Source organism: Niveispirillum fermenti (assembly GCF_052474395.1).
On sequence record NZ_CP156680.1, the window covers coordinates 41,424 to 56,896 of the forward strand.

Annotated in this window: 15 protein-coding genes; 10 read left to right on the forward strand and 5 right to left on the reverse strand. The window is 65.3% G+C overall.

Annotation, left to right across the window (positions count from 1 at the left end; translation table 11 throughout):
• Positions 1 to 76: 76 nt before the first annotated feature.
• The 5 genes from ABC728_RS10090 (at position 77) to ABC728_RS10110 (ending at position 4,538) form a co-directional block, all read left to right on the forward strand.
• Positions 77 to 1,429: an aromatic ring-hydroxylating oxygenase subunit alpha gene (locus ABC728_RS10090; RefSeq protein ID WP_416621973.1), complete on the forward strand. Its 1,353-nt coding sequence runs from the start codon at positions 77 to 79 to the stop codon at positions 1,427 to 1,429.
• Complete coding sequence (locus ABC728_RS10095; RefSeq protein WP_416621972.1) at positions 1,426 to 1,968, forward strand: 3-phenylpropionate/cinnamic acid dioxygenase subunit beta; 543 nt, start codon at positions 1,426 to 1,428, stop codon at positions 1,966 to 1,968. Before ABC728_RS10090 ends, ABC728_RS10095 begins: the two co-directional genes overlap by 4 nt.
• Positions 1,969 to 2,107: 139 nt before the next feature.
• Positions 2,108 to 2,893, forward strand: a complete 786-nt coding sequence (locus ABC728_RS10100) for an HpcH/HpaI aldolase family protein (protein ID WP_416621971.1) — start codon at positions 2,108 to 2,110, stop codon at positions 2,891 to 2,893.
• The gene (locus ABC728_RS10105) at positions 2,890 to 3,801 is read left to right on the forward strand and encodes a hypothetical protein (RefSeq protein ID WP_416621970.1); all 912 of its coding nucleotides are present in this window, start codon (positions 2,890 to 2,892) and stop codon (positions 3,799 to 3,801) included. The genes ABC728_RS10100 and ABC728_RS10105 overlap by 4 nt, the downstream gene beginning before the upstream one ends.
• A 215-nt stretch (positions 3,802 to 4,016) precedes the next feature.
• Positions 4,017 to 4,538 carry a MarR family winged helix-turn-helix transcriptional regulator gene (locus ABC728_RS10110; RefSeq protein WP_416621969.1) on the forward strand — a complete coding sequence of 174 codons (522 nt, stop codon included), beginning with the start codon at positions 4,017 to 4,019 and terminating at the stop codon, positions 4,536 to 4,538.
• A 70-nt stretch (positions 4,539 to 4,608) separates the two neighbouring features.
• Here the strand turns inward: ABC728_RS10110 and ABC728_RS10115 are convergent, their stop codons facing one another.
• Genes ABC728_RS10115 through ABC728_RS10125 form a run of 3 tightly spaced genes read right to left on the reverse strand, consistent with a single transcriptional unit; the run spans position 4,609 to position 7,082 of the window.
• Complete coding sequence (locus ABC728_RS10115; RefSeq protein WP_416621968.1) at positions 4,609 to 4,926, reverse strand: 2Fe-2S iron-sulfur cluster-binding protein; 318 nt, start codon at positions 4,924 to 4,926, stop codon at positions 4,609 to 4,611.
• Positions 4,927 to 4,953: 27 nt separating this feature from the next.
• Positions 4,954 to 6,195 carry an NAD(P)/FAD-dependent oxidoreductase gene (locus ABC728_RS10120; RefSeq protein ID WP_416621967.1) on the reverse strand — a complete coding sequence of 414 codons (1,242 nt, stop codon included), beginning with the start codon at positions 6,193 to 6,195 and terminating at the stop codon, positions 4,954 to 4,956.
• A gap of 8 nt (positions 6,196 to 6,203) precedes the next feature.
• Positions 6,204 to 7,082, reverse strand: coding sequence for a VOC family protein (locus ABC728_RS10125; RefSeq protein WP_416621966.1), 879 nt, complete (start codon positions 7,080 to 7,082; stop codon positions 6,204 to 6,206).
• A gap of 170 nt (positions 7,083 to 7,252) precedes the next feature.
• Here ABC728_RS10125 and ABC728_RS10130 point away from each other — a divergent pair, with 170 nt between their 5' ends.
• The 5 genes from ABC728_RS10130 to ABC728_RS10150 all read left to right on the forward strand — a co-directional run bounded on the left by ABC728_RS10130 (position 7,253) and on the right by ABC728_RS10150 (position 13,272).
• Entirely contained in the window at positions 7,253 to 8,095 is an 843-nt protein-coding gene (locus ABC728_RS10130; RefSeq protein ID WP_416621965.1) for a fumarylacetoacetate hydrolase family protein, read from the forward strand.
• 44 nt (positions 8,096 to 8,139) lie between these two features.
• The gene (locus ABC728_RS10135) at positions 8,140 to 9,231 is read left to right on the forward strand and encodes a Rieske 2Fe-2S domain-containing protein (RefSeq protein ID WP_416621964.1); all 1,092 of its coding nucleotides are present in this window, start codon (positions 8,140 to 8,142) and stop codon (positions 9,229 to 9,231) included.
• 34 nt (positions 9,232 to 9,265) lie between these two features.
• Entirely contained in the window at positions 9,266 to 10,096 is an 831-nt protein-coding gene (locus tag ABC728_RS10140) for an alpha/beta fold hydrolase (RefSeq protein ID WP_416621963.1), read from the forward strand.
• A gap of 226 nt (positions 10,097 to 10,322) precedes the next feature.
• Entirely contained in the window at positions 10,323 to 11,735 is a 1,413-nt protein-coding gene (locus ABC728_RS10145; protein WP_416621962.1) for an FAD-binding oxidoreductase, read from the forward strand.
• Between the two features lie 64 nt (positions 11,736 to 11,799).
• Positions 11,800 to 13,272: an aldehyde dehydrogenase family protein gene (locus tag ABC728_RS10150; RefSeq protein ID WP_416621961.1), complete on the forward strand. Its 1,473-nt coding sequence runs from the start codon at positions 11,800 to 11,802 to the stop codon at positions 13,270 to 13,272.
• Positions 13,273 to 13,383: 111 nt separating this feature from the next.
• Here ABC728_RS10150 and ABC728_RS10155 read toward each other — a convergent pair whose 3' ends face one another.
• The gene (locus tag ABC728_RS10155; protein WP_416621960.1) at positions 13,384 to 14,079 is read right to left on the reverse strand and encodes a hypothetical protein; all 696 of its coding nucleotides are present in this window, start codon (positions 14,077 to 14,079) and stop codon (positions 13,384 to 13,386) included.
• Positions 14,080 to 14,475: 396 nt separating this feature from the next.
• Entirely contained in the window at positions 14,476 to 15,297 is an 822-nt protein-coding gene (locus ABC728_RS10160) for an IS5 family transposase (RefSeq protein WP_445376278.1), read from the reverse strand.
• Positions 15,298 to 15,473: the final 176 nt, after the last annotated feature.

The following is a 15,473-nucleotide window of genomic DNA, read 5'->3' on the forward strand; positions in this document are numbered from 1 at the left end:
AGCATAACTTATGTCAGCGGCGCAACACGGATTCCGACATCGCGTGCGGCACCGAAGGCCCAGGAAAGGACAAATAATGAATCACGACACGATAGGGAGCGGCCTGGTCGACACCAGGGCCGGGCTGGTGGATCGCGCCATCTTCTCCGATCAATCGATCTACGAGAAGGAAATGGAAACGGTCTTCCGGAAGTCCTGGCTGTTCGTCGGCCATGAAAGCCAGATCCCCCATAATGGCGATTATTTCCTGTCCCAGGCCGGGCGCGAGCCGGTTGTCGTCACGCGCGACCAGACCGGCGAGGTCAATGTCCTCCTCAACCTCTGCACCCATCGCGGCATGCCGGTCTGCCGCTATGACAAGGGCAACGCCAAGCGCTTCACCTGCCCCTATCATGGCTGGACCTTCTCCAATAATGGCGATCTTTCGGGCGTCCCGCTGAACACCGAAGGCTATGGCGGCAAGCTGGAACGCTCGCGCTGGGGCCTGATCCGGGCGCGGGTGGCGCGTTATTACGGGTCCATCTGGGCGACGTTCGACGAGGCGGCCCCCTCGTTCGAGACCTTCCTGGGCGATATGGGTTGGTGGCTGCGCGAATTCATGATGGGGCCGGATGGCGAGGATGACGGGCTGGAGGTGATCGACGGCATCCTGAAATGCGAGATTCCCAGCAACTGGAAATTCGGTGCGGAGAATGCGGCCGGCGATCTCTACCATGATGTCAGCCATAAATCGGTGCAGCGGGTCGGCCTGGCGCTGACGGGCCTGCGCGGCCGCCACACCTGGGACGCCGACAAGAACAGGTTCCGCATGCTGAACATCACCTTTCCGGCCGGCGGCCACGCCGTGCGTGGAAACCTGTATGAACACGCGATGCGCGAGTATTTCTCGCAATGGGGCGCCAATCCGGAGGTTGATGAATATTTCCGCGACGCCCATTACGCCCGCCAGAAGCGGGTCGGGGAGCGGGAGCGGCTGTTGAACCGGGGCGGCGTTGTCTTCCCGAACTTCGTCTATAACGCCGCCAACCGCACATCGGTCACCACCTGGATCCCGCGCGCACCGGGCCGGACGGAGGTCTGGAAATGGGTCTTCGTGCCGAAGAACGCGCCGCAGGTGGTCAAGGACGTGATGCGCAACTACCTGCTGCGCTACACGGGTCCTGCCGGCATGGTGGAACAGGATGATTTCGAGAATTGGGGATCGGCCCAGGTCGGCGCCGAAAGCGCCCTGGCTCGGCGCCTGCCCATGAATTACCAGCTCCGCCTGGGTGGTGAGGCGAAATGGGCCTGGCCCGAACCCTGGATCGGCGCCGGCGCGCTGGTCGATGAGGGTGTTTCCGAACATGCGCAGCGCATCTTCTATGACCGCTGGTCGGAGATGATGACGGGTCAGCCCCAGCCCTTCCGCCCGGAGGCGGCCGCAGAATGACGACCGAGACGCAAGAGGCCATCGCCCTGCCCTTCCACCCCGACCTGAAGGCCCGTGTGGAGGATTTCCTGGCCTATGAGGCCGAATTGCTGGACGAGCGACAGTTCGACCGCTGGCTGGACCTGCTGGATGACGACATCCATTACTGGATGCCGCTGGTCCGGAATTTCGAATTCAACCGACCGCAGGACGAATATAGCCGGGCACATCTGGATGCGGCCTGGTTCGATGAAGGCAAGCAGACCCTTCAGCAGCGCATCCGCCAGATCCAGGGCGGCGACCATTGGGCGGAAGAGCCCCTGTCGCGCACCACCCACATGACCACCAACATCCGCATTGCCGCCGTCACGGAGACGGAAATCACCGTCAAGTGCCGCTTCCTGCTCTATGTGAACCGGCGGGAGGAAGAGGTACGGCTGTTCGTCGGCAAGCGGAAGGACATCCTGCGACCGGCCGGCGACGGTTTCCGCATCCTGAAACGATCCATCTTCCTGGATCAGAGCAAGATGCTGTTCAAGAACCTGACGACCTTCTTCTGAGTGTCCGATCGGGAGATTTTTATTCACTATCAAAGCCTTATACTATTTTGCGGTGACCAGAACCTGTTGGCTCTGATCAATGCAGATACGGATAAGGAACCGCAGGTCGGTTTCCCCAAGTCTCGACAGAGGAACCCCGATGACATCCACCAGTGCCGGCGGATTCCGGCGGCGCCTGCGGGATCGCACGCGGCTTGCCGGCAGCTTCATCAAGACGCCAAGCGTCCACGCGACCGAAATCCTGGGCGATCTCGGCTTCGACTTCGTCATCATCGATGAGGAACATGGCCCCTTCGACCGGGCCGCCATCGACCTGCTGTTGCTGGCGGCCCGGGCCGGCGGCATTGCCGGGCTGGTACGGGTGTCCGGCCCTGGTTCCATCCTCCCCGCTCTCGACATGGGGGCGGCGGGGGTGGTCGTACCGCATGTGAATTCGGGCGCAGAGGCCAGGGATGCCGTTGCCGCCGCGCGTTATGCCGGCGGCAGCCGGGGGTTCTCGCCATCGCCAAGGGCCGGGCGATACGGGGCGCTGGGGCTGGCCGACCATGTCGCCCGGGCCGATGCGGCCGTGTCCGTGACCCTCATGATCGAACATCCCGACGCGCTGCGGAACCTGGAGGCCATCGCGGCCATCCAGGGCGTCGATGCCCTGTTCCTGGGGCTGGGCGACCTTGCCGTCGCCATGGGGGAAAGCTCTGCCGAAGCCCCTGCCCTGCGGCGTGCGGCGGCAGAGATTTGCCGGACCGCGCAACGCCACGGCCGGGCCCTGATGGCGACGGCCCCCGATGTCGAGGCGGGGGCCTGGCTGCTCGACCTTGGTGTCAGCGCGCTGGTGGTGAATTCCGATCAGGGTTTCCTGCGCAAAGCCGCCGCACAGCAGCTTCACGCCTTCCAATCCCTGCCCCCACAGGAGGTGGCACCATGAGTTCCACGGACCCGACCTTCGGCGACAACCGCCGCCTCACGCCCGGCACCCATTGCCGCCCCGCCAGCTTCGTGCCGTTCAGCGCCGGCCCGCCGCAAATCCTGGAGGCGGACGGAACCCCGACCTGGATCGCGCGGGGGGCGAATTTTGTCGTCGCGGTCAGCCGCGTGGCGGAAGGCGCACAGATCGTCCAGCCGGATATTCCCGATGAATCGATGCTGCTGCTGTCGCCGGCGATCCCGGTAACGGTCGGCACGGGCGACGCGACCCGGCGGATCGGGGAAGAGGCGCTGGCCATCCTTCCCCCTGGCACCACCCGCCTCACGGCGCATGGCCCGGGTCTGATCGTGCGCATCCTTTCCGGTAGCGCCGCCTTCCTGCGAGACCGCGCGGCCAATGCCGCCGCCTATGCCGGGGGCGCTCCGGATGTCGCCCCGCTGGAAAGCTGGCCCGCACCACCGGACGGGTTCCGCCTGCGCGTCTACCCTTTGCGTGATTACATGGAAGATGTCGGGTTCGGCCGCCTCTTCCGGTCCACCAACCTGATGGTGAACATCTTCCAGCCATCGGTGGCCGCGCGCGACCCGGCACGGCTCAGCCCGCACGACCATGCCGATTTCGAGCAGGGATCGCTGACCCTGGAAGGCGATTTCACCCATCATCTGCGCACGCCCTGGGGGGCGGACCGGGGCCGGTGGCGCGCGGATGAACATCTGGATTGCACAGGCTGCTCCCTGGTCGTCATCCCGCCCCGGATGATCCACACCACGGGCTGGCACGGCGCCGGCGCCCGGCTGGTCGATATCTTTGCCCCACCCCGGGATGATTTCGCGTTGAAACCGCGCTGGGTGCGCAACGCCGACGATTACCCGCTGCCGCCCCGCCTGCTGCCGGGCGGGGCGGCATGACGACCGCATCCCGGAACCGCTGGAGAAAGCGCGCGGCGATATGCTACTTTGCCCCTTGCCACAGGGTGGTGGCCAATAGGGTGGTGGCCAATAGGGTGGTGGATAGCCTGGTCCGGGGCCTTGAAGTGGATTGAACTCCAATGAAATGAACGGACGGTCAGGGGGCAGGCCCCGGCCTGACAGATTATCCTGCAAGCGAAGGACTCAAGAATTTCATGGCCGGTCAAAAGAAAGCCGCGAAGGGCGGAAACTTTCGCGAACCTCATGATTACAAGGAACTGGAAACGATACTCGACCCTTTGTTCAAGGGGGAGATCGACTATCTCATCCGCATGATCCGGATGCGGGAGATTTACGCCATCGAACTGATGCTGGAGCCCGTGGGCCTCACCTTGAGCGCCTGGTATCCGCTGACCGTCCTGCGGGTCGAGGATGGCATGTCGCAACGCGAACTGGGCACCCGCCTGAACCTCAAGGATGCCGCCATCGGCAAGGCCATCGACGCCCTGGAACGGGCGGGCCTGGTGAACCGGGAGAAGGACCCCGACGACCGGCGCAAGGCGCTTGTCTGCCTGACCGGGGAAGGCAAGAAGATCGCCCGGTCGGTGGAAAAGATGCGTAAGAAGTTCCAGGCAGCCGTTATTGACGGTTTCTCCGAACAGGAAAAGGACCTGTTCCGGGACCTGCTGGAACGGTCCTATGAAAATATCGGCAAGCTGATCGCATCGCAGAGCTGAAACGGCCGCGGTGAAACCAGCCTGGTAAACGGGCCGGTCACCGCCGTTCCGCCGGATCAATCCTCCGGCATCAATCCTCCGGTGCGATGGTGATGGTCAGGCCCGCCAATTCCGGCTGATAGCGCAACTGACACGACAGGCGGGAGGCACCGGTACGGTGGGCACTGCTGTCCAGCAGGTCGTTCTCGTCCGGCCCGACCGGCGGCAGAAGGCCGGCGGCACTGCCATCGACATAGACATGGCAGGTGGCACAGGAACAGCAACCGCCGCACAGGGCCTGCAGATCATCGAACCCCTGTTCGCGCAGGATCTCCATCACGCTCATGCCGGGCTCGGCAGTGACGGTCCGTTCGGTTCCATTCCGGTCGATCACTGTCAGGGTCATCATTCCTCCTCTGGATTTGATTGCAGGTACTCAACCGGCGAACGCTGCCGCCAGCAACTTGAGCGGCCGATCAGCATCCACCAGCAGTTCCTCGGGGATGGCCATGCGGGCGGCCACCAGGGCGCGACCCTGGACATAATCGGCAACCCTGTTCACGCAATCGATGGCCACGACCCGCCCGCGCTTCATATAGACGATGCTGAAGGCGCGTTTCGCGGGATCGCCGCGCAGCAGGGCCGTGTCATGGCCGGTTGAAAGCCCGATGGTCTGCAGCTTCAGATCATACTGGTTCGACCAGAACCAGGGCACGGCGTGATAGGGCGCGGGCGCACCGATGATCGATTTGACCGCCGCCAGGGCCTGATCATTGGCGTTCTGCACGGATTCCAGCCGGATGCGGGCCCCGTCGGCAAATGGGTTGGCATGCGCGGCGCAATCGCCCACGGCATGGATGTCGGGCAGGCTGGTCCGGCAATATTCATCGACATCGACGCCGTTGCTCCCCACAGCACCCGCCGCCAGCAGCGGCTCGACGGCCGGAACGACGCCGATCCCGACGATCACCATGCCGCAATCGATTACCTGGCCATCGGCCAGTTCCACGCCGCACACCCTGCCGTCACGCCCCCGGATGGCGGCAACCACGGCCCCCAGCCGCATATCGACACCGTGAGCGCGATGTTCGGCCTCATAGAAGCGGGACAGCCTCTCCCCCGCGACCCTGGCCAGCACCCGTGGCAGCGTCTCCAGCACCGTCACCTGCTTGCCGGCCTTGACCAGCGCGGACGCCGCCTCCAGCCCGATATAACCGCCGCCGATCACCACGGCGTGGCTCACGCCATCCAGTTCCGCCATCAGCCTGTCGGCATCCGCCCGGCTGCGCACCGTGTGGATGCCCGCCAGATCGTGCCCCGGACAGGCCAGCCGCCGCGCCCGTCCACCCGTGGCCCAGATCAGGGTGCCATAGCCGATTGCCGCCCCGTCGGCGGTGGTCACGCGATGCGCCGTGGGATCGACGGCCGTCACGCGGGCCCCCAGGATCATGTCGATCCCCTTGTCCGCCCAATAGGTGACGGGCTTGATCAGGATGCGCGCGAACGGCTTTTCCCGCGCCAGATATTCCTTGGAAAGCGGCGGCCGTTCATAGGGCGGGTCGGGCTCCTCCGATATCACCGCCACGGTGCCGGTGAAATTGTTCTGGCGCAGGGATGCGGCCGCCTGCGCCCCGCCATGCCCGCCACCGACGATTAGCACGTCGTAACGCTGCTCCATGATACCCCCTAGCTCCGCAGGAAAGCGGCGCCCCAACTATTGAGGGTCCGTTCCTCATGCACCCAGGTCTTGACGGGGCGCGGCCCCTCCACCTGTTCCAGTTCGGTGGAAAATTCCAGCCAGTTGCCGTCGGGGTCATTGATGAACAGGAACAGGTTGTTGCCGGGACCATGGCGGCCCGGCCCCCAGCGCAGCCGGATATGGCGCGCGGCGAACCGGTCAGCCCAGTCCCGGATATCCGTCCAGGTCGCGACATCATAGCAAAGATGGTCCAGGCGCTTGCGCGGCGCCCGGAACACGGCCAGGCTGTGATGCTCCACCCCGCAGCGCAGGAAGGCCGACGTCAGGTCCTGCCCCTCATCCCGGACATAGTCCGACGGGGCGAAACCGACAATGTCGCAATAGAAGCGGACCATCGCCGGCACCGCATCGCTGGCAAAGACGATATGCTGCAACCGTGCGGCCCCGGCCATGTCGATTTCCTCGGCGGGATCAGCTACACCGAACAGCAGAACATTGCCATCCGGATCGCTGAACCGGATGGCCGCGCCGGGCAATATGGATGATTGTGCCTCCACAATGCCGATACCGGCCGATACCAGCCTCTCACGCAGATCGCAGAGGGCTTGTGCATCCGGCACGGCAAAGACCGTATGGTCGACATTGTTGGCCGCACCGGGACCGATCATCAGCCGGCGCGTGCCCTGCCGCCCCATCCAGCGCCCCTCCTGCCATTGCCCTTCATAACCCAGCGCATCCTGATAGAAGCCGGCCAGGGCCTGCGGGTCGGGCGATGTCAGGGCGACAGCGGCCAGATGGGCCCGCAGCAGCGGCGCGGCCGTCCCCGGCAATTCGGCCGGAACCGTCTCTTGATCATCGATTTGCATATCGCTCTCCCGTGGCGGCCACCCTTCTGCCGGGCGGCGCGTTTTCCTTCATGGCGCCTTCGGGCACCGGGCATGCTTGACAAGATAATGCTTTGCTAGCATAACTTATTAGATCATTGCAATAGGGCGCGGCAAAGACAGCGCGCCCCGCAGAAATCCGGGAGGTTCATGTGCGTTACGTTACATTCTCCGCCGACGGCAGGACCCGCTGGGGATGGGTCGATGGCGACCGGGTCCGGGCGCTGGACCATCTCCACCCCTCCCTGAAAGCGGCGATCGAAGCCGGGGCGCTGGCGGCGGACCCACTGCGGTCCGGGGACGGCGCGGCCTTCGCGCTGACCGACATCACCTTCCTGCCGCTGATCCCCGATCCGGGAAAGATCCTGTGCATCGGCCTGAATTACGAGGATCATCGCCGCGAAACGGGGCGGGCCGTGGTGAGCAACCCCACGATCTTCACCCGCTTCGCCGACAGCCAGACCGGCCATCTTTCCGCGATACTGCGCCCGCGTGAATCCGCGATGCTGGATTACGAAGGGGAACTGGCCATCGTGATCGGCAAGGGCGGACGCCGCATTCCGGCGGCCACCGCCCTTGACCATGTCGCCGGGTATAGCTGCTACAATGACGGATCGGTCCGCGACTGGCAGGCCCACACGATCCAGTTCACGCCGGGCAAGAATTTTCCCGGTACCGGCGCCTTCGGCCCCTGGCTGGTGACGCCCGACATGTTCGGCCCGCCGGGGGGACAGACGATCCAGACGCGGCTGAACGGCACCGTCATGCAGCGAGCCACCCTGGCCGACATGATCTTTCCCATCGGCCGGCTGATCGAATATTGCTCCACCTTCACCCCGCTGGCCCCCGGCGACGTCATCGTGACCGGCACGCCGGGCGGTGTGGGCGTGAAGCGCAACCCCCAGATCTTCATGCAGCCCGGCGACCGGGTGGAGGTGGAGATCGACGGTATCGGCGTCCTGGCCAATGCCATCGCCCAGGAAGGCGCGGAATAGGCTGGCGACCGATACCTGAGGGCATCAAAAAAGGGGGGAGAAGCATGTTCCTGAAGAACTGCTGGTACGTCGCGGCCTGGCCGCATGAGTTGCCGGCCGGGCATTTCCTGGCGCGCCGCATCCTGGACCAGCCGGTGCTGCTCTACCGCACCGGTGCTGGCGATCCTGCGGCCCTTCTGGACCGCTGCCCGCACCGGCTGGTGCCGCTGTCGGCCGGGCGTCGCGCGGGGGATATCATCCACTGCGGCTATCACGGCATGGCCTTCAGGCCGGACGGCACGTGTGTCCATATTCCGGGCCAGGACAATATCCCGCCCAATGCCAATGCCACCGCCTTCCCATTGGTGGAACGGTTCGGTCTGGTCTGGATCTGGATGGGTGACAAGGGGCTGGCCGATGCCGATCTGGTGCCCGACCTGCCCTGGCTGACCCTGCCGCGCTGGACAAGTTCGACCGGCTATACGCATGTGGCAGGCGATTACCGGCTGCTGTCCGACAATCTTCTCGACCTCAGCCACGAAACCTATATCCACCAGGCGACGATCGGCAATGGCGAGGAGGAGAGCATCGCCGACTATCCCGTGCGCGTCACCCTGGACGGCAAGGTGATCCGGGCGCACCGGGAGATGCCGGACATCACGCCGCCGCCCTTCTTCAAGCTGCTGGCCGGCGGCGGCGATGACCGGATCGACCGCTGGCAGACCGCCATCTGGACGGCACCGGCCATCAACATGACCGATGTCGGCGTGCGGCCGGTCGGTGCCGGGCCGGAACAGACGCTGGTGTCGCGCGTCCTGCACCTTCTGACGCCGGAGACGGAGCGCTCGACCCATTATTTCTGGGCCCATAACCGGAATTTCCGGCTGGATGATGCCGACCTGACGGACAGGATCATCGCCGCGCATCAGCGCACCTTCGATGAGGACAAGGACATCGTGGAGCGTCAGCAGAAGGAACTGGACGATAGCGGCCTGTCGGTGCCGAAATTCGCCCTGCGTGTCGATGATGCGCCCTTGCGGGCCCGCCGGCTTCTGGCCACGCTGATCCGTCAGGAAGGCGAAGGCGGTCCGTCGGGGCTGGCCAGGGGGCAATGCCTGATCCCCGATCCCGAGGCGCTGACGCCCGTGGCGGTCTGACCGGATCCGCCCCCCTTGAGTGTCGAGGTCGCTTATGCATCTGCAAGAAAACCGGCCCATCCATCGCGGAACCGTCACCTCCACCGACGGTACCGTGCTTTCCTATCAGCGCCTTGGCCATGGCGCGCCGCTGGTCGTCTGCCATGGGTCCTTCGCCACGGCGCAGGACTGGCTGCCCTTTGCCGAACGGATGGCCCGAACGCGGACTGTCTTCCTCTATGACCGGCGCGGACGGGGCGACAGCCCCGCCGCACCCGATTTCGCCATCGATGCGGAACTGGACGATCTGGCCGCCATGATCGATCTGGCGGGACCGGAGGGCGCGCTGCTGGGACACAGTTTCGGCGGCGGCTGCGCGCTGGCACTGGCGGCGCGCATCGGCTTTCCCGGCCCCCTGATCGTCTATGAGCCACGCCATTCGGCACGCGGACCGGTCAGCCGCGGGCACATTCCCGACATCCGCCGTATGTTGGCCGCCGGGGACCTGGACGGTGCCACGGAATTCGCCCTGGCCCATGTCGTGGGCCTGCCGGCACCGGCCCTCGCGGGACTGCGCAGCGGGCCGCTGTGGGAGCGTTTCCGGCAGACCATCGGCGCCTTTCCCAATGAATTGCGCCTGCTGGATGATCTTGCCTGGCAGCCCGGTGACCTGGACGGCATCGCGGGCCCCTGCACCCTGCTGACCGGCGGGAACAGCCCCGTGCCGCCCGATGCCTCATCGCCGGATATGGCACTCCGCACGCTGCTGCCCGCCATACGGGCCCGCACCATTCCCGACCAGGGGCACTTCGCCTATTCCGCCGCACCGGCACTGCTGGCCGATAGTGTCGATGCCTGCCTGACCGGCCGAACGGTGCCAGCATAATTTATGCTATGATCACATTAGGGTGGCTATCCGTTGACCGGAGAACCGCTTCGGCGGCGACCGCCGCCGCACCGCACATGTGGCGTCGTCAAGCCCACGGATGTGGGCACGGGTGCCAAGCCCACGGATGTGGGCACGGGTGATTATGGGCGGTGATCGGTTGCGATCACCGGGACTTCGTATAACGACCCGAGCGGGGTCGATGACAACAAAGCGGGAGGAAATTTTGCCGATCGACAGGCGCAACCTGATGGCCGGAGCCGGTTCCCTGGCCGCCGCCGTCCTGACCGGACCGGCGGCCGGGGCCACGCCCTCCCCGCCGGTGGAAAAGCTGCGCGGCGTGGTGAAGGGCCCCGTCTTCGCGCGGTCGGATGCGGGATACCCGGCCGCACGGCGTGGCCAGGGCACCACGCCAGTGGAAGACCGCTTCCCCGCCCTTGTCGTGCAGCCCGACGATGCGGCCGACATTGCCCATGCCCTGGAATTTGCGCAGCGGCAGGACATGGACATCTCGGTACGGTCGGGCGGCCACGATCTGCTGGGCGCTTCGACCACCCGCACGGGGATGCTGATCGATCTGTCGCGCCTGACCGGCATCGATCTGGACCCGGCCAGCCGCATCGCCCGTGTGGGCGCCGGCACGCGGGCCGGGGCGTTGACGAATGCCGGCGCACCGCATGGTCTCGTCCCGTCGCTGGGCATGAACCCCAATGTCGGTGTCGGCGGCCTGACACTGGGCGGCGGCATGGGTTGGGTCAGCGGCATCTGCGGCGCCACCGTGGACACTCTTCTGTCCGTCGATCTGGTGACGGCCGACGGACGGGTGCTGCGGGCCGATGCTGACAGCAACGCCGACCTTTTCTGGGCGCTGCGGGGCGGTGGCGGCAATTTCGGCGTGGCCACGGCCTTCACCTACAATCTGCACGCCATCCCGCAGGTTCTGGCCGGCGATATCGGGTTCAAGGCCGACCCCGTCCGCTTTCTGCGCTTCCTGCGCGATTTCCTGGCGCAAAGCCCCGATGCGCTGGAGGTCGGGACCCTGTTCACCCTGGGGCCGGACCCGACCGTCATCGTCCGGCTCTGCTGGTCCGGGTCGCTTGGCGAGGGTGAAAAGGTCCTGGCCGCGCTGCGGGCTTTCGGCCCCGCGATCCTGGACACGGTCAGACCGCAAGCCTTCGCTTCCTTCGCCGGCAGTGCGACGCATTTCGACAATATGTTCCTGCGCGGCGGGGAGTTCGACGGGATCACCGATCCGGTCATCGATGCCTTCGCGGAGATCATCGCCAAAGGCGGGCCGAAAGGCTGCCTGATCGGCCTTCTGCATTATCTGCACGGGGCCCTGTGCCGTGTTCCCGCCGGCAGCACACCCTTCATCCGGGAACCGGGGCACATCCTTTACAACATCGTGGCACCCTGGCAGGGCGCCGATCTTCAGCAGGACAGGATCGACTGGGCCATGGCGACATCCCAGGCGCTGAAAGCCGTGAACAGCCGGAAAACCTATATCAACTACCTCAGCTATGAGGGCGATCATCATGTGCGCGATGCGTTCGGCCCGTATTTCGAACGGTTGCAGGCTGTGAAGCGGCGCTACGACCCCGGCAACATTTTCCACAACAACCGGAACATCCGGGCCTGACCGGCGGTGCTGCCCCCTGCCCCCCGGCATGATGACGAAGATGATGACGCAGAGGAGAGACCCGATGAAGGTCCAGGAAACGCCGACACCTGAGAGCGGCGCCGCACGGACGATCCTGATCGACGGCGAATTCAGACCATCCCGATCCCAGGCCACATTCCCCAGCATCAATCCCGCGACAGCCGCAACCATCGGCGATGTCAGCGCCGGGGATGGAGATGATGTGGATGATGCCGTGCGCGCCGCGCGCCAGGCATTCGAGGACAGGCGCTGGCTGAAGCTGCCCGCGCCGCAACGCGCCCGCATCCTGCATGCCATCGCCGACCGGATCGAAGCGGAATTGGAGCAACTGGCGCGCAACGAAGTGCTGGAAAACGGGATGCCGCTGCCCATCGCCCGCGCCACCATCGGCAATGGCGCGCAGGCGTTCCGCTATTTCGCGGGCTGGATCGGCAAGATCCATGGCCAGACGGGGGAGATGGCCCAGGGTGAGCCGTTCTTCGGCTATACGCTGAAGGAGCCGATGGGCGTGGCCGCGCTGATCGTTCCCTGGAACGGGCCCTTCATGATGGCCTGCCACAAGGTGGCCCCCGCCCTGGCCGCCGGCTGCACCGCCATCCTGAAGCCGGCGGAGGATACCTCGCTGAACAGCCTGCGGCTGGCCGCCATCGCGCTGGAGGCGGGGGTTCCGCCAGGCGTGCTGAATGTCGTGACGGGGCTGGGCAGCATTGCCGGTGCCGCCCTTGCCGGCCATGACGATGTCGACAAGGTCAGCTTCACCGGCTCCACCGCCGTCGGCCGCCAGATCGTGCAGGCGGCATCCGGCAACTTCAAGCGCCTGTCCCTGGAACTGGGCGGCAAGTCGCCGGTGATCGTGCTGGAGGATGCCGATCTGGAGAAGGCGGTTCCCGCCGTGCTGGCCGGCATCATGACCAATTCCGGCCAGGCCTGTGTCGCGGGCTCCCGGCTCTATGCCCACCGGGGGATCTATGACCGGCTCATCCAGGCCGTATCCGATGCCGCATCGAAGATGGTGGTCGGCAACGGGCTGGACCCGGGCACCCAGATGGGGCCGGTGATCTCCCGCAAGCAGCGGGACCGGATTCAGGGCTATATCGACGGCGGCATTGCCGATGGCGCGGAACTGGTCACGGGCGGGAGGTGTCTTGACAGCGACGGGTTCTTTGTCGAACCGACAATCCTGTCCCACGCCCCGGCGGATTCCAAGGTCATGCGGGAGGAGATTTTCGGCCCCGTCCTGTCCGCCATGCCGTTCGATGACCTGGACTGGGTGATCAGACAGGCCAACGCGACACGCTATGGCCTGGCCGGCGCGGTCTATACACGCTCGCTGGAGGCAGCCCACACGATCGCACGGTCCGTGCGCTCGGGCAATTTCTGGATCAATTGCTACAGCGTGCAGGATTTCTGGCTGCCCTTCGGCGGCTACAAGGAATCCGGCTGGGGCCGCGAACGCGGCGCCGCGGGGCTGGATGCCTTCATGGAAACCAAATCCGTCGTCGCCCGCCTTTATTGAGCCGTTTCACCCTTATGTTTCTTCCATGGCCATCCTGGACCGGATCAGGGGAACCGGTCGCACGGCCGGGGTGCTGGCGATCACCAGGACCAAGGGATCAAGGCGGTGGCGTCAGGGCGGGCTGTCCAGCGCGAACAGCAGCACCAGCCCCGAGGCATCCGCAGCGCCCGGCTGCCGCAGGTCCAGCGCGCGGCAGCCGGCGGCCATGGGGGCGGCCAGGGCGCTGTTGACGAAACGGGCATAGTCCGGTTCCGTCATCTCCCGGTTGCCGGCCAGGAACGCGGCGCCGCGCACCAGCCCCGTGGCCGGATCGAAATAGATGCCGATTTCCGCCCGGAACCGGCCGGCGGCGCGCGGCAGCGGCGGCGGGTCCCAGCAATCCATGATCTGGCTGCGCAGAAGCGGGTTCTGCTGCCCGCCGACATTGTCGATCTTGGCCCAGTTCACCGGCGGGGCCGGCGCATCCACGATGGCGGGTTCGCCCTGCTGTTCCCTGGGCGGCGGCTGCCGCAACACCACCGGGGGCCGCGGCGCGGGCCGGGCGGCCGCCACCGGGGCCGGTGCGGGGGGTGGCGCCGGGGGCGGGGGGGCCTCCGTCGCGCGGATACGGGCCAGCGCGGCGAACCGCCCGTCGGGATAGGCATCCAGATAGGCCCGGTATTCCGCCGCGTCCTTGCTGTCCCGGATGCTTTCCCAGAAAACGACCTCCGCATCCACCGGCACGGGGGCCGGCTGCGGCGGCACCGTGCAGGCGGCCAGGATCAAAAGAAAGGCAGGGGCGAGCATCCGCCGCAAAACGAAGACCAATCGATCCATCCTTCCACGCAAGGCAGCCAACCGGCCCCGCCGGTCAAGGCACCAGGACGGCCACCGGCACCATCGCCACCAAGCCGCCCCCCGCATGGATGCGGGTTATAGAGGATGCATATAAACCGATAAAGGCCACTTTCCGGCACGCGGCTACGTCCAATCGCCATAGGGGAAGGTTGGGCGGGGCGGGGATGGAGAAGCGGACGGGCGAGTTTGGAACACTATTGGGGCAAACTCGCCGACAGCACCAGGCCCCTCCCCTTTAATACGCTTCGACAATTGCCCGTCAGCCAATCGCATGCTATTTGGCTTTTCTAGTCCTACAATCAACCACAAGATGATCAATGACCTGCGCATGCCTAAGAGTTTGATTCGAAATTAATCTGAATTGCATCAATGCCTTGCGATACGCCTGACGAAGGTTTGTACGGAGGCGATGAAGATCCAGGCTGTTGCGGAAGCGATAGTCTGCTCGAAGTCTTTGGCCAAGCGTCGGTTTCGGTTGAGCCATGCCAGGGTGCGTTCGACGACCCAGCGTCGTGGCAAGACCTGGAAGCCTTGGGCTGTGTCGGATCGCTTGATGATGTCGATGGTCCATTTTCCAATGCGGCGCAACGCGTCTTTGAGCTTGTCCCCGGCATAGCCGCCATCGGCGAAGACGTGCCGCAGCCACGGGAAGGGTTTGACGATTTCGGCCAGCACCAGCGGTGCGCCATCACGATCCTGGATATCGGCGGTATGGATCACGGCATGGACGAGATTACCTTGGGTGTCGGTGAGGATATGGCGCTTACGCCCCTTTATCTTCTTGCCCGCGTCATATCCCCTCGGGCCGCCGGATTCCGTGGTTTTGACGCTCTGACTGTCGATCACGCCGGCGGTTGGGCTGGCATCACGGCCTTGTTGCTCGCGCATCGCCATCAGCAAGACATGGTTGACCGTGAGCCACAGACCATTGTCACGCCACAGGTAGAACCAGCGCCGCACCGTCGAGACCGGCGGGAAACAAGGTGGCAGCATCCGCCACGGCAGGCCGCCCCGAAGCAGATAAAGGATCGCCTCGACGATCCGGCGCAGCGGCCATTTGCGTGGCCTGCCTACGGCGGACGCAGCAGGCAGCAGCGGTTCCAACAAAGACCATTCCGCATCGGTCAAATCGCTTGGCAAAGCCAGGCCGTTGCGGGCATGAAGGGCGCGGGTGGTATCAGTCCACATCGGAGATGCACGGTTGTTTTTGGCGAAACCCCTGAATCACCGATAGGGAACGCTGTCAAGCTAACCCGCTGATACCACTCAACTTAATTTCGGATCAGGCTCTCAGGCATAAGCACATGCTCAGGGATATCCCCAGGCCTCCCAGGCTAGGCCTGACTGTCCGGCCAAACGGGGGC

Coding starts and splice junctions, on each gene's coding strand:
- ABC728_RS10090 (WP_416621973.1), top strand. CDS start 77: ATGAATCACGACACGATAGGGAGCGGCCTGGTCGACACCAGGGCCGGG.
- ABC728_RS10095 (WP_416621972.1), top strand. CDS start 1,426: ATGACGACCGAGACGCAAGAGGCCATCGCCCTGCCCTTCCACCCCGAC.
- ABC728_RS10100 (WP_416621971.1), top strand. CDS start 2,108: ATGACATCCACCAGTGCCGGCGGATTCCGGCGGCGCCTGCGGGATCGC.
- ABC728_RS10105 (WP_416621970.1), top strand. CDS start 2,890: ATGAGTTCCACGGACCCGACCTTCGGCGACAACCGCCGCCTCACGCCC.
- ABC728_RS10110 (WP_416621969.1), top strand. CDS start 4,017: ATGGCCGGTCAAAAGAAAGCCGCGAAGGGCGGAAACTTTCGCGAACCT.
- ABC728_RS10115 (WP_416621968.1), bottom strand. CDS start 4,926: ATGATGACCCTGACAGTGATCGACCGGAATGGAACCGAACGGACCGTC.
- ABC728_RS10120 (WP_416621967.1), bottom strand. CDS start 6,195: ATGGAGCAGCGTTACGACGTGCTAATCGTCGGTGGCGGGCATGGCGGG.
- ABC728_RS10125 (WP_416621966.1), bottom strand. CDS start 7,082: ATGCAAATCGATGATCAAGAGACGGTTCCGGCCGAATTGCCGGGGACG.
- ABC728_RS10135 (WP_416621964.1), top strand. CDS start 8,140: ATGTTCCTGAAGAACTGCTGGTACGTCGCGGCCTGGCCGCATGAGTTG.
- ABC728_RS10140 (WP_416621963.1), top strand. CDS start 9,266: ATGCATCTGCAAGAAAACCGGCCCATCCATCGCGGAACCGTCACCTCC.
- ABC728_RS10150 (WP_416621961.1), top strand. CDS start 11,800: ATGAAGGTCCAGGAAACGCCGACACCTGAGAGCGGCGCCGCACGGACG.
- ABC728_RS10160 (WP_445376278.1), bottom strand. CDS start 15,297: ATGTGGACTGATACCACCCGCGCCCTTCATGCCCGCAACGGCCTGGCT.